This is a genomic window from Streptomyces sp. NPDC005775, assembly GCF_042871565.1.
In the GTDB taxonomy this organism is placed as follows: Bacteria; Actinomycetota; Actinomycetes; order Streptomycetales; family Streptomycetaceae; genus Streptomyces.
In genome coordinates, this window is the sequence record NZ_JBIAIU010000013.1 from 180,120 (window position 1) to 193,245 (window position 13,126).

At 70.5% G+C, this 13,126-nt stretch carries 14 protein-coding genes; 11 read left to right on the forward strand and 3 right to left on the reverse strand.

Annotated elements, in window-relative coordinates; translation table 11 throughout:
* Positions 1-4 precede the first annotated feature (4 nt).
* Positions 5-496, reverse strand: a complete 492-nt coding sequence (locus ACFYPA_RS27935; protein ID WP_389134860.1) for a MarR family winged helix-turn-helix transcriptional regulator — start codon at positions 494-496, stop codon at positions 5-7.
* Positions 497-545: 49 nt separating this feature from the next.
* Complete coding sequence (locus tag ACFYPA_RS27940; RefSeq protein ID WP_389134862.1) at positions 546-1,052, reverse strand: hypothetical protein; 507 nt, start codon at positions 1,050-1,052, stop codon at positions 546-548.
* Between the two features lie 88 nt (positions 1,053-1,140).
* Here ACFYPA_RS27940 and ACFYPA_RS27945 point away from each other — a divergent pair, with 88 nt between their 5' ends.
* Positions 1,141-1,476 carry a YnfA family protein gene (locus ACFYPA_RS27945; RefSeq protein ID WP_359085719.1) on the forward strand — a complete coding sequence of 112 codons (336 nt, stop codon included), beginning with the start codon at positions 1,141-1,143 and terminating at the stop codon, positions 1,474-1,476.
* A gap of 53 nt (positions 1,477-1,529) precedes the next feature.
* Complete coding sequence (locus ACFYPA_RS27950; RefSeq protein WP_359085718.1) at positions 1,530-2,288, forward strand: SDR family oxidoreductase; 759 nt, start codon at positions 1,530-1,532, stop codon at positions 2,286-2,288.
* Between the two features lie 45 nt (positions 2,289-2,333).
* Here the strand turns inward: ACFYPA_RS27950 and ACFYPA_RS27955 are convergent, their stop codons facing one another.
* Complete coding sequence (locus ACFYPA_RS27955; protein ID WP_359354078.1) at positions 2,334-3,527, reverse strand: RtcB family protein; 1,194 nt, start codon at positions 3,525-3,527, stop codon at positions 2,334-2,336.
* Positions 3,528-3,697: 170 nt separating this feature from the next.
* On the opposite strand from ACFYPA_RS27955, the gene ACFYPA_RS27960 reads away from it, so the two are divergent.
* The 9 genes from ACFYPA_RS27960 (at position 3,698) to ACFYPA_RS28000 (ending at position 13,068) form a co-directional block, all read left to right on the forward strand.
* Entirely contained in the window at positions 3,698-4,549 is an 852-nt protein-coding gene (locus ACFYPA_RS27960) for a DUF3558 domain-containing protein (RefSeq protein ID WP_389134864.1), read from the forward strand.
* A gap of 127 nt (positions 4,550-4,676) precedes the next feature.
* Positions 4,677-5,477, forward strand: coding sequence for a DUF3558 family protein (locus ACFYPA_RS27965; RefSeq protein ID WP_359315426.1), 801 nt, complete (start codon positions 4,677-4,679; stop codon positions 5,475-5,477).
* A 195-nt stretch (positions 5,478-5,672) separates the two neighbouring features.
* Positions 5,673-7,109 carry a DUF2637 domain-containing protein gene (locus tag ACFYPA_RS27970; RefSeq protein WP_389134866.1) on the forward strand — a complete coding sequence of 479 codons (1,437 nt, stop codon included), beginning with the start codon at positions 5,673-5,675 and terminating at the stop codon, positions 7,107-7,109.
* A 398-nt stretch (positions 7,110-7,507) separates the two neighbouring features.
* Positions 7,508-8,605, forward strand: coding sequence for an SMP-30/gluconolactonase/LRE family protein (locus ACFYPA_RS27975; protein WP_359320122.1), 1,098 nt, complete (start codon positions 7,508-7,510; stop codon positions 8,603-8,605).
* On the forward strand, positions 8,602-10,038 hold the full coding sequence (locus ACFYPA_RS27980) for an MFS transporter (RefSeq protein WP_359320119.1): 1,437 nt from the start codon (positions 8,602-8,604) through the stop codon (positions 10,036-10,038). The genes ACFYPA_RS27975 and ACFYPA_RS27980 overlap by 4 nt, the downstream gene beginning before the upstream one ends.
* Positions 10,039-10,087: 49 nt before the next feature.
* Positions 10,088-11,113 carry an AfsA-related hotdog domain-containing protein gene (locus tag ACFYPA_RS27985; RefSeq protein ID WP_359086095.1) on the forward strand — a complete coding sequence of 342 codons (1,026 nt, stop codon included), beginning with the start codon at positions 10,088-10,090 and terminating at the stop codon, positions 11,111-11,113.
* Positions 11,114-11,121: 8 nt separating this feature from the next.
* Positions 11,122-11,778, forward strand: coding sequence for an HAD-IA family hydrolase (locus tag ACFYPA_RS27990; protein ID WP_359086093.1), 657 nt, complete (start codon positions 11,122-11,124; stop codon positions 11,776-11,778).
* A gap of 70 nt (positions 11,779-11,848) precedes the next feature.
* Positions 11,849-12,553, forward strand: coding sequence for a 3-oxoacyl-ACP reductase FabG (gene fabG / locus ACFYPA_RS27995; protein ID WP_359320116.1), 705 nt, complete (start codon positions 11,849-11,851; stop codon positions 12,551-12,553).
* Between the two features lie 80 nt (positions 12,554-12,633).
* Positions 12,634-13,068: an ester cyclase gene (locus tag ACFYPA_RS28000; protein ID WP_359086090.1), complete on the forward strand. Its 435-nt coding sequence runs from the start codon at positions 12,634-12,636 to the stop codon at positions 13,066-13,068.
* Positions 13,069-13,126: the final 58 nt, after the last annotated feature.

Genomic DNA, 13,126 nt, shown 5'->3' on the forward strand with positions numbered 1-13,126 from the left:
CGCGTCAGGAGGTGTCGCCGCCGTCGCGCACCCTCTCGATCTGCGCCGCGCTCAGCTCCGTCGTCCTGCGCATATGGGCGATGAGGAAGGCGACCTCGTCATCGTCGTACGCGTCGAACAGGGCCGCCCAGCCGCTGTTCAAGCGCTCCCAGACCGCGCCGAACTCCGCCATCCGCTCGGGGACGGTCGTCACGAGCACCCGCCGCCGGTCCGCCGTGTCCCGCGCACGCGTCACATAGCCCGCCCGCTCCAGCCGGTCGACGAGCCGGGTCGCCGACCCGGTGGTGAGCCCGGTCAGCTCCGCGACGCGCCCGGTGGTGACCGGTTCCGCCTCCAGGCCGAGCAGGTTCAGGCACTGGAGATCGGTGGGGTGCAGCCCCAGATGATCGGCCACGGCCTGGTTGAAGAGGGCGTACGAGGCCATGTAGCGGCGCGATGTGACGGACAGCTCGGCCAGCAGCACAGTGCGGCGCGCGGTGGATGACTTCTGCGGCATGCAGAGAGTGTACGAAGCAGACATCGCGCCCGGGACGGCCGCAGACGCCTCAGAAGACGTACTCGTCCCCCGTGGCGGGAGCCAGCACCTCATGGTCGCTGTTCGCCGCGTTCCGGTCCGTCGCCCCGCCGTTCCACACGGTGTCGATCCGGACGACGACCTCCGCCGGCCGGCCGGCGAGCTGCAGTTCCAGGGCGAGCTGCCGCTGCTCGGCACCGTCCGCGTGCAGCGCGCCCGTCCGGCACAGCACGGTCGACCGGTCGGCCTGCAAGCACTCCGGCGGCAGCTCCTGGAGGCCCGCCAGCGGTACGGAGACCCGCAGCCGCACGGTCACGCCGGACAGATCCGCCGGGCCGCGGTTCTCGCTGCGCAGCCAGATCCCGAGGCCGGTGCCCCACAGGGAAACGTGCCCGTGGTGCGATACATCCGCCTCCGGTGCGACGTTCCACGCCGCGGGCGCACCGACGGCCGCGGCCGTCCCGCCCGCACCCAGCGCCACCGCCGACGCCACCGCCGCCGCAGCGGACACCACCCTCAGAGCCTTACGCGTCACCATGACCCGAAGATACAGATCATCATGAATTATCCGTATTAACCCACCAGTTCGGCGCGTCTCGCATGCCCGGCCGTGACACCCTGCCCCCATGTCCGTGCTCCGTTCCCTCGCCCTCTTCGTCGTCGCCGCCCTGTTCGAGATCGGTGGCGCCTGGCTCGTGTGGCAAGGGGTCCGGGAGCACCGGGGCTGGGCGTGGATCGGCGCGGGGATCATCGCCCTGGCCACCTACGGCTTCGTCGCCACCCTCCAGCCGGACGGCGAGTTCGGGCGGGTGCTCGCCGCGTACGGCGGGGTCTTCGTCGTGGGGTCGATCGCCTGGGGCATGGCCGCCGACGGCTACCGGCCCGACCGCTGGGACGTGACGGGCGCGCTGATCTGCCTGGCAGGCATGGCCGTGATCATGTATGCCCCCCGCAACCACTGACCGCGCCCTGCCTATCCTGACTCCGTACCGATCAGCTGTCCGAGGAGCCCGTCATGGCCGCATCCCCCATCGCCGTCATCACCGGAGCGAGCAGCGGCATCGGTGCCGCGACCGCCCGGCAGCTGGCGGCCGCCGGCTTCCGCGTGGTGCTGACCGCCCGCCGCAAGGACCGCATCGAGGCGCTCGCCGCCGAGATCACCGAGGCGGGTCACGAGGCCACGGCCTACGCCCTGGACGTCACCGACCGCGCCGCGGTCGACGAGTTCGCCACCGCGTTCCGCGGCCTCGCCGTCCTCGTGAACAACGCAGGCGGCGCGCTCGGAGCCGATCCCGTGGCCACCGGGGACCCCGCGGACTGGCGCCAGATGTACGAGACCAACGTCATCGGCACGCTCAACGTCACCCAGGCCCTGCTCCCGGCCCTCACCGCGAGCGGGAACGGCACGGTGGTCATCCTCTCCTCGACCGCCGGCCTCTCCACGTACGAGGGCGGCGGCGGCTACGTGGCCGCCAAGCACGGCGAACACGTCCTGGCGGAGACCCTCCGCCTGGAGATCGTCGGCACCCCGGTCCGCGTCATCGAGGTCGCCCCCGGCATGGTCAAGACGGAGGAGTTCGCCACCACCCGCTTCCGCGGCGACGCCGAGAAGGCCGCCAAGGTCTACGCGGGCGTCGACGCCCCCCTCACGGCGGACGACGTGGCCGACACGATCACCTGGGCCATCACCCGCCCCGCCCACGTGAACATCGACCTCCTGGTGGTCCGCCCCCGCGCCCAGGCCTCCAACTCGAAGGTCCACCGCACGGCGTGACGGCCCACGGCGGGGCGGGGCCCCCGTGCCCCCGCCCCACCGCCCTCACCCCTTCACACAGATGACCTGCTTCAGCTTCGCGACGACCTCGACCAGGTCGCGCTGCTGGTCGATGACCTTCTCGATCGGCTTGTAGGCCCCCGGGATCTCGTCGACGACGCCGGAGTCCTTGCGGCACTCCACGCCCCGCGTCTGCTCCTCCAGGTCCTTCGTCGAGAAACGCCGCCTGGCCGCGTTCCGGCTCATCCTGCGGCCGGCACCGTGCGAGGCCGAGTTGAAGGACTTCTCGTTGCCGAGGCCCTTCACGATGTACGAGCCGGTGCCCATGGAGCCCGGGATGATCCCGAAGTCACCCGAACCGGCCCGGATGGCCCCCTTCCGGGTGACCAGCAGGTCCATGCCGTCGTACCGCTCCTCCGCCACGTAGTTGTGGTGGCAGGAGATGACCGGGTCGAAGCTCACCCCGGCCTTCTTGAACTCCTTGCGGACCACGTCCTGGAAGAGCGCCATCATGACCGCACGGTTGAGCTTCGCGTACTCCTGTGCCCAGAAGAGGTCGTTGCGGTACGCCTGCATCGGCGGGGTGTCCGCGATGAAGACCGCCAGGTCACGGTCCACCAGATCCTGGTTGTGCGGCAGCTGCTGCGCCCGGCCGATGTGGAAGTCGGCCAGCTCGTTGCCGATGTTCCGGGATCCGGAGTGCAGCATCAGCCAGACCGAATCTGCCTCATCAAGACAGAACTCGATGAAGTGATTCCCCCCTCCGAGCGTTCCCATCTGCTTAGTGGCCCGTTCCTGACGGAATTTGACCGCATCGGCCACCCCGTCGAACCGCCCCCAGAAGTCGTCCCAGTCGGTCGCCGCGAGACCGTGCAGCCGGCCCGCGTCCACCGGGGAGTCGTGCATCCCGCGGCCCACCGGAATGGCCTGCTCGATCTTCGACCGGAGCGGGGACAGGTCCCCGGGCAGGTCGTTGGCGGTCAGTGAGGTCTTCACCGCGGACATGCCGCAGCCGATGTCCACGCCCACCGCCGCCGGGCAGACCGCTCCGTGCATCGCGATCACCGAGCCGACGGTGGCACCCTTGCCGAAGTGGACGTCCGGCATCACGGCCAGGCCCTTGATCCACGGCAGGGTGGCGACGTTGCGCAGCTGCTGCATCGCGACGTCCTCGACCGAAGCCGGATCGGTCCACATCCGGATGGGAACCTTCGCACCCGGCACCTCTACATACGACATAACCCCTCGATTCCCCCGAAAAGACTGATAGCGCAAAACCGGTGCCAAGGTCGGCAAATGAGTCGGTCGACCGGCATTCACGGCGGCGCGTGCGATACACATTGTGTCCACCGGCCGCCATCGAGCGGCAACCGTTTTTCGCGCGAAGGGAGCCCAGGACCGTGCGACGAATGGCGTACGTACCAGGCGCCGTGCTGATCGCAGCACTCGTCGCCGGCTGCAGTTCCGGCACCGAAGGCGGCGCGTCCGCCGCCGACAGCAAACCCGGCACGCTGACCGTCTCCGCCGCACCCCCGGGCAAGTACCGCACCCTCCCAGAGGCCTGCCGTGCCATCCCCCTCGCCACCCTGAAGGACCTCCTGCCCGGCGCCGCGCAACTGCCCGAGGCCCAGCAGGAGACGGTGTACGAGGGCACGCCCGCCGGAACGTTCGACACGGACCGCCGGGTCGGCTGCCGCTGGAAGTACGACGCGCCCGACACCTCCCGCAACATCTCCATCGACTTCGAGCGGGTCGTCTCCTACGACCCGTCCGTGAGCGACGACGACCGTGCCCGGGAGGTGTACGCGAAGAAGGAGGAGGCCGCCGACCTCCCCTCGGCCCCTCTCCCGCCCGACGACGCGGGGAAGGGAACGGTCACGCCCCAGGGCTCCCCGACGGCGAGCGCGAACGCCGACGGGAAGACGGGCGCGACGCCCGGCACCACCGACGACGCGGGGGACGCGACCGGCGACGCCGGTACCGCCACGGACGGCGGCACGGCCGGCAGCCCTGCCGAGAACCTCCAGCCCCGCGTCCTCGACAAGCTCGGGGACAGCGCGTTTCTGGACGATCTGCTCACCCGGGCAGGTTCCACCGCACAGCACCGCACGGTGAGCGTGGTATTCCGCACATCGAACGTCATCGTCACCATCGAGTACACCGCGCAGCCGGCCCTCCCCACCGAGGTCCCGGACAGCAAGGAACTGCAGGAGAAGGCCCAGGCACTGGGCGAGAAGCTGGTCGACAGGCTGAGCGAGTAGCCCGTCCCCGGCCGCCCCGGCCCACCCCGCGGCACTCCCGGCAAGGCGCCATCCGGTGCCCGTCCGTCGTACCGTGGCCCTCCGGAACCACCCGTCCCGACCGCCGCGCCACCCGAGTGAAGGAACCATGCACCGATCAGCCCCGCGACTCACCCGCATACTCGCCTGCGCCGCCGTCCCGGTGATGCTCGTCGTCGCCGGCTGCTCGTCGGACTCCGACGGCAAGAAGGACGACGCCTCCTCGTCGTCGTCCGCCTCACCGGAAGCGACGAAGACGGAACCGGTCGTCGCGCCGGCGAAGTTCGCCGTGCTGCCCGACCCGTGCAAGTCGATCACCGCGAAGACGGTCAGGTCCCTGGTTCCCTCGGCCAAGACCAAGAGCGGTACCCGCGGCAAGTCCAGCGACGCCGCCGCCCGCGGCGGATGCTCGTGGAACGGCCTCGACGACAACGGCGTCAAGGGCTCCCAGTACCGCTGGCTCGACGTCGGCTTCACCCGCTTCGCCTCCGACCAGGCCCTGGGCAGCGGTGCCGATCGCGCCCAGGCGGACTACACGAAGCAGGTCGCCAAGGCGCAGGCCGCCGAGGGGGCGAAGAAGCTCGTCGCCGCCCCCGTCAGCACCATCGGCGAGGTGGCCACCAAGATCACGTACGACCTCACCAAGACGGGTGAGGACTTCAAGTACGTGACGGTCGTCGCCCGTACGGGGAACGTCGTCGTCACCGTCAACTACAACGGTGCGGGCTACGCGGGCGCCAAGGCCCCGTCCGCCGGGGACATCCTGAAGGGCGCCCAGAAGGCCGCCACGGAGGCCGTCGCCTCGGTGACCACCGCCAACGGAGGCGGAAAGGCGAGCACCTCGCCGAAGCCGACGCAGTCCGCCAAGGCGTCCGCCAAGCCCTCCGCCTCGGCCACGAAGTCCGACTGACCGCCCCCGGCCTCAACGCCGTTCCGTACAAGCGGCCTTACGAAGCCCGGTCCTCACCCGAGAACCGGGCTTCGCCCCTCCCCGCGCAACACCCCGCGCGGGCATGTGCCAGGCTGTGCCCGCCAGAACTCCAAGTCGTCCCGCTGGACCGGACGTCGGAGACAGAGAATTGGGGAGGGGTCGCGGGTGGCCGCGATGCAGCTGACACGCACGCACCGGATACTCATCGGGCTCGTGGTCGCCGGTGCGGTGCTCATCGCGGCGATCGGTTTCGCGGGCTCGTACGCGGCCGTGCGCGAACTCGCCGAGCAGAAGGGCTTCGGCGGGTTCTCGGTCGTCTTCCCGATCGGTATCGACGCCGGTATCTGCGTCCTGCTCGCGCTGGACCTGCTGCTGACCTGGCTGCGCATCCCCTTCCCGCTGCTGCGTCAGACGGCCTGGCTGCTGACCGCCGCGACGATCGCGTTCAACGGCGCCGCGGCCTGGCCCGACCCACTGGGCACCGGCATGCACGCCGTGATCCCGGTGCTGTTCGTCGTCTCCGTCGAGGCGGCCCGCCACGCCGTGGGCCGTATCGCCGACATCACGGCCGACAAGCACATGGAGGGCGTCCGCCTCACCCGCTGGCTGCTCTCCCCCGTACCCACGTTCCGGCTGTGGCGGCGGATGAAGCTGTGGGAACTGCGGTCGTACGAGCAGGTCATCAAGCTCGAACAGGACCGCCTGATCTACCAGGCCCGCCTCCAGGCCCGCTACGGCCGGAGCTGGCGCCGCAAGGCCCCCGTCGAGTCCCTGATGCCGCTCCGCCTCGCCAAGTACGGCGTCCCGCTCGCCGAGACCGGCCCCGCCGGACTCGCCGCCGCCGGCATCGAACCCGCCCTGCTGCCCCCGGCCCCCGGCCAGGCCTCCGCCGCCGCCGTGCCCGTCGCGGTGGAGACGGCCGCGCAGCCGGAGCTCGCGTACGAACCCCGGCACAACGAGCAGAACCAGCACAAGCAGCAGAATCAGCAGGAGCGGCAGCCGGGTCAGCAGCCGAACCAGCAGGAGCAGTACGCCCCGACGGTGCCCGGTGAGTGGGCCGATGAGCAGCCGGTTCAGCAGCCCGCGGAGGGGCCCGTCTCGCACGACAGCCCGTGGTTCGCGGCGCAGGTTCCGGACGGGGCGTACGAGGGGTCGTACAACCCGACGTACGTCGAGGGGCTGGAGCCCACCCCCGTCATGATCCCGTCGGGCCCCCGTGGGCGCACGCGGCCGCTGGGCAACGTCGGCACGATCGGTGGCGTGCCCGGCCCCCGCACCGAGCAGGTGCCGGCGGCCGCGGAGGCGCCCGGGGCGCAGGTCCAGGAGCAGTTCCCGGTGCAGGAGCAGCAGCCGCAGCCCGTCGTCGAGGCCGCTGACGAGTGGGCCGAGGAGTGGGCGCAGGAGGACGCGGAGTTCAGCGAGATCGCGTACGAGGTCTTCGCCGCGTTCGTGCAGGAGAACAACACGTACCCCAGCATCGAGGTCCTCGACATACACCTGTCGGACGGGCACAACGTGCGACACCCGCGCAGTGCGGCGCTCCTGCGCCAGCTGATCCAGGACTTCAAGAACCGTTACCACGCGGAACTCGAGGCCGACCACATCGCGTGACAGCGATGAGCGACGGCGCCGACTGACGTACGCCTCACACCTACGGCCGAGGGCCGCCACCCGCATCACCGGGTGGCGGCCCTCGGCCGTAGGTGTGCGTGCGGGGCGTAGGTTCCCGCACCTCAGCGCGGTCGGGGAATGTCTCGAAGGAGACATTCCCGGTACGTCCTAGGTCCTCTACATATCGCGCGGCGGCGCCCCTAGATTCGATGGTGTGCCGCAGTGAACGCGCCCCCGGCGTGTCACGGCGCCGCAATTCACCGACCTTGCACCGACCGTTGCGCCGCCGGAATTCGAATGCTCCGTGCACCCCCCATTTCCCCTCACTTCACGGAGTCCGGATTCCGCCGACCCACCATGAGAGGAATACCGTGTCCCGCGCCCTTCCGCTAAGAGCCGTGCTCGCCTCCGCGGCCGTTCTCACGGCGATCGCGCCGCTTGCCCTTCCGGCCCCCGCCCTGGCGAATTCGCCCTCTCCGGCGGCCGCTGTCGCCGGCCGTCACGCCGGGCCGGACGTGATCGACACCCGGGCGACCGACGTCTATCCGGAAGGCGTCGCCTGGGACCCCACGCGCCGCGCCTTCCTGGTCGGCTCCGCGCTGAAGGGCACCCTCTCGGTGATCCGGCTGGACGGCACCGTCCAGGAGCTCGCGCCGAGCATCGGCATGGTGTCCACGCTCGGCGTCCGGGTGGACACCGCGCGCAACCGCATCCTCGTCGCCTACAGCGACTTCTGGATCCGTCAGCGCCTGGACGTCGGCGACCAGCCCCCGACCTCGGGCGTGGCCGTCTTCGCCCTGGACACCGGCAAGCTGCAGCGCCGTATCGATGTCGCCCAGGGGCTGTCGCGTACGTTCGCCAACGACCTGACCTTCGACCCGCAGGGGAACATCTACGTCACGGACTCCGTGTCGGAGACGTTGCAGCGGATCGACCTCGCCGGCCACGTCACCCCGGTGGTGACGGACCCCCGCTTCGCCGCGCAGATCGTCGGTCTGAACGGCATCGTGTGGCACCCGGACGGCTATCTGCTGGCCGTTCGCTACGACGACGGCCGTATGTTCCGGATCCGTCCCGACGCCCCGGCCGGCCGCAAGGTGGCCGAGGTGGACCTCGCCGAGCCGCTGGTGGGCACGGACGGGCTCGGACTGCGTGCCGACGGTTCCCTGGTCGTCGTCACCAATTCCATCGGTGAGGCCGTGGGCGCGCCGGGCGGGGTGGACGGCGTCAAGGTCGTGGGCTCGCGCGACGGGTGGCGCAGCGCCGCCGTCCGTTCGCGGGTGGAGCCGTGGCCCGTCGGCGGCCCCACGACCGTGGCCGTGACGCCGTACGGCGACTACGTCCTCAGCGGTGAGGTGGGAACGGTCCTGGTCGGGGAGACCTCGGACCGGATCGTCCTGCGTCGCCTTCCCTGCTCGGGCCCGAAGCACCACGGCCACCCCGGCCACCGCTCCTCGAGCGGCACCTCCACAAGCAGCAAGGGGATCATCCGATGACGACAACCAAGAGCCGAGGCGTTCTCTGGGCGTTGGTCGCCACGTCCCTGCCCATGTTCATGGTCTCGCTGGACAACCTCGTGGTGACCAACGCGCTGGCGGAGATCAGCAAGGACTTCGACGTCAAGCAGTCGGAACTGCAGTGGGTGATGAACGGCTATGTGCTGGCCTTCGCCGGTCTGCTGCTGGCAGGTGCGGCGCTGGGTGACCGGTTCGGCCGGCGCCGGGTGTTCCTGGGCGGTATCGCCCTGTTCACCGTGTCCTCCGTGGCCTGTGCGATGGCCGGTTCGGTCGTGACGCTCGTCATCGCCCGGGTGTTCCAGGGCGCGGGCGCGGCGGCCATCCTTCCGGTGTCGCTCACCCTGGCGGTCGGTGCGGTCTCCCGGGCGCAGCGGAATCTGGCGGTCGGGGTGTGGGGCGGTGTCAACGGCCTCGGTATCGCGGCCGGTCCGCTCGCGGGCGGTCTGGTGACCGAGAAGATCGAGTGGAGCTGGATCTTCTGGATCAACGTGCCGGTCGGCGTGATCGCGCTGCCGCTCGCCCTCTGGGCGGTCAGCGAGAGCCGCGGCAAGGAGCGGAGCCTGAACGTCCCGAGCATGGTGCTGGTGACCGCTTCGGTCGTGTCCGCGGTCTGGGGCATCGTGTCGGCCGCCGACCACGGCTGGACGCACGCCACCACCCTGATCGGGCTGTCCCTCACGGTGGTCCTGGCGGTGGCGTTCATCGTGTCCGAGCGCAGCAGCAAGCACCCGCTCATCCCCACCCACATGTACCGCGCGCCGGCCTTCGTGCTGAGCAACGTGGTGTCGATCACGATGTACTTCGGTGTCTTCGGGTCGATCTTCTTCCTCACGCAGTTCCTTCAGGGCCCCATGGGTTACTCGCCCTTCGAGGCAGGTCTGCGCACCATTCCGTGGACGCTGGCGCCGATGTTCGTGGTGCCGGTCGCCAGTCAGTTCGTGGACCGGATCGGCGGCGGTGTGCTGCAGGCAGCGGGCTGCGCGCTGCAGGGTGTCGGGCTCGGCTGGATCGCCCTGGTCGTCACGCCCGACGTCGGGTACGCCGCCATGGTGCCGGCGCTGGCCCTGGCCGGTATCGGTATGGGTCTGGTCTTCGCGGGTAACCCCGCCACGGTGATCTCGGCGGTGCCGGAGAACGAGCAGAACAAGGCGTCCGGTGCCAACAACACCAGCCGTGAGTTCGGCGGTGCGCTGGGTGTGGCCGCGCTGACCACCGTGTTCAGCCGCCAGTTCGCCGACAACACCTCGGGCGACCCTGCCGCGGCGTTCACCGACGGCCTGGAGGCCGCCCTGTGGATCGGTGTGGTCGTGGTGATGCTCGGCGCGGTGAGCGGCCTGTTCATCAGGCGGAGCGCGGAGCGGGCCGGCGACGACGCCGCCGAGGAGAGCCCGGTGTCGGTCCCGGTCGGCTGACCGGTCCACCACCCGGCACACCACCCCGAGAACTGGTTCGGAGGAACCGATGACCACCCAGGTGCTGGAAGACGCCACGACGTCCGTGGCCCCTGCCGTCGAGTACGGGCGCACGATCGAGCGCTCCCTCGCCCACCGTTCCGCGATCTCCGAGGTCTTCGTCACGGACGTCAGGAGCCTGCGGCCGATGGCGGTGACGGCGGGCATCCACCTGCCGCTCACCCACCTCTATTACAGCGATCACCGGCAGCAGCCGAAGCTGCACGACTCCCTGCTGCTGCTGGAGGCGGGCCGGCAGTCGGCGATCGCCGGTTCCCACACCAACGCCGGGGTCCCGGCGGGAACCATGGCCATCGTGCACGCCTTCCAGTTCTCCCTGCGGAATCTGCACGCGCTGCGGATCGGCGGCGAAGCCGGTCCGCCGCGCGTGGACACCGACTTCTTCGGCAAGACGGCGCGGCACAGCGGGCGTTACCGCAAGGGGCGGCTGGAGCAGCGGATCTTCATGGGTGACGTGCATGTCGGCGACCACTCCATGGACGTGCTCTTCCTCAAGGGGGACGAGAACGAGATCCTGCGCCACGCCCAGCGCGGCACGCCCGCGCCGCTCAGTTCGGACTTCACCGAGGCGCCGGGTGCGGTCAGCCGCGTGGCGCCGGAACTGGTTGGCCGGGACAACCCGTTGAACGTCGTGCTGACGGAGCCGGAGTTCACCGCGGACGCCGTCACGGCCCGGGTCGCGCCGCGCTTCGACAACCCCGCGTTGTTCGACCACGTCTACGACCACCTGCCGGCGATGACCCTGGTGGAGGCGGCCCGTCAGCTGGCGCTGTTCACGGCGGGGGCCGCGACGTCCGCGGACCCCGCGTCCCGTTCCGCCTCTCTCTGTGCCGTCGGCTACGAGGGCGGGTTCGAGCGCTTCGCCGAGCTGGACGTCCCCCTGACCGCCACGGCGACGCCGGTCGCCGCGCCGGCCGGCCTGCACCGGATACGGGTCGGCTTCCAGCAGGACGCCCAGGAGATCGCGGAGCTCACCGTCACCGTCACCGACGTCTCCCACCTCCACGGATCCTGAGGCCCGCCATGTCTGACACCACACCACCCCGTCTGGCCGTCTGGTCGGACTTCGGAGGGGTCCTGACCCCTCCGCTCGCCCACACGATGAAGACGTTCTGTGCCTCGATGGGCCTGGACCAGAAGGTGCTCGGCCGCGCCCTGGCCACGGTCACCGCCCGGTACGGCACCAGCGACATCATGGAGCCGATCGACACCCCGCTGGTGACCGAGGAGGAGTGGCTCCAGGAGATCGGCGACGTGCTGGAGGCCGAGCACGGCGTGACGCTGCGCCTCACCACGATGGCGGACGCCTGGTTCGACGGGCGGGAGACCAACCACGACTGGCTGGCCCACCTGCGCAAGGCCCGGGACCGCGGGGCGTTCGTCGGAATGCTCTCCAACATGGTGCCCGCCTGGGATCCGTACTGGCGGCGCATGATCGAGCCCGACGGGCTCTGGGACGACGTGATCCTCTCGTTCGAGGTGGGCCACCGCAAGCCGTCGCCCGGCATGTTCGCACTCGCCGCGCAGCGGGCGGGCGTGCCCGCGGAGCGCTGTGTGCTCGTGGACGACATGGCGCAGAACTGCGCGGGTGCCGAGGCGGCCGGCTGGCAGTCGGTGCTGTTCCTCGACGCCGAGAGCGCCGGTGCCCAGCTCGCATCCCTGTGGGACGGCGTCGCATGAGGCGCCCTTCCCCGACCCCGACCGCGATCCGGCCGCACGGTGCGCGGCGCCCGATCAGGAGGAAGTGCATATGAGCCGCTCCGTACTCGTCACCGGCGGAAACCGGGGCATCGGGCTCGCCACCGCGCGGGCCCTGGCGGCCGAGGGCCACAAGGTCGCCATCACCCACCACAGCAGCGAGCCCCCGCCCGGCTTCTTCGCCGTACGGTGCGACGTGACCGACCCCGAGCAGGTCAGGGCCGCGGTGGAGGAGGTGTCGATCCAGCAGGGGGCCGTCGAGGTCCTGGTCTCCAACGCGGGCATCACCCGGGACCAGTTGCTGATCGGGATGCCGGAGGAGGACTTCCGGGCCGTGATGGAGACCAACTTCCAGGCCGCCGTCACCGTCACCCGCGAGGTCGTCCCGGCGATGATCAAGGCGCGTTGGGGCCGGCTGATCTACATGTCGTCCATCAACAGCATGTCCGGCGCACCGGGGCAGACCAACTACGCGTCCGCCAAGGCGGCGTTGATCGGGTTCGCACGGTCGCTCGCCATCGAGCTGGGCCGGCGCAACGTCACCGTCAACGTGGTGGCTCCCGGAATGATCGAGACCGACATGGTCGAGCACGTCACCGACGCGCGCCGCCAGGCCGCCCTGGCCAGGACCGCGCTGGCCCGCACCGGTACCCCCGAGGAGGTGGCCGCGGCCGTGCGCTTCCTCGCCGGCGAGGACGCCTCGTACGTGACCGCCGGGGTCATTCCGGTCACCGGCGGTCTGGGCGCCGGGCACTGAGCCGGACCCTCCGGGCCCGCGCTCCACAGATTTCCGGGGTCTCTCCCCGGGTTCCCTCCCCACCCTTGAGGAGCAAACAGATGAGCACCGAAGCACTCGACCTCTCCATCAACATGGGCCTGATCTTCAACGACCTGAGCGAGGAGGCCGCGCTGAAGTACGTCGCGGACGGCTTCGTCGACCACGAGGCGCAGGCCGGCGTCCCGAACGGCCCGTACGGCTACCTCGGCACCGCGCGCTGGGTCCACAGCGCGTTCGAGGGCGCCAAGTGGGAGCACCTGGACAGCTTCTCCGAGGGTGACCGCGCCGTCCTGCGGCTGCGCTTCACCGGCAAGCACACCGGCGACTTCCTGGGCATAGCGCCGACCGGGCGCGACGTGGACGTCGAGCAGAGCCACATCTACCGGATCGAGGACGGCAAGGTCGTCGAGCACTGGGGTTTCCGCCAGGACCTGCTGCTGCTGACGCAGATCGACGCCATAACCCTCAAGCCGCCGACCCCGGCCGCCGTCTGATCCGTCCGGCCCGTTTCCCGCGACCTGTCGCGAAACCCCTTCATGTTCTCTCCTTACG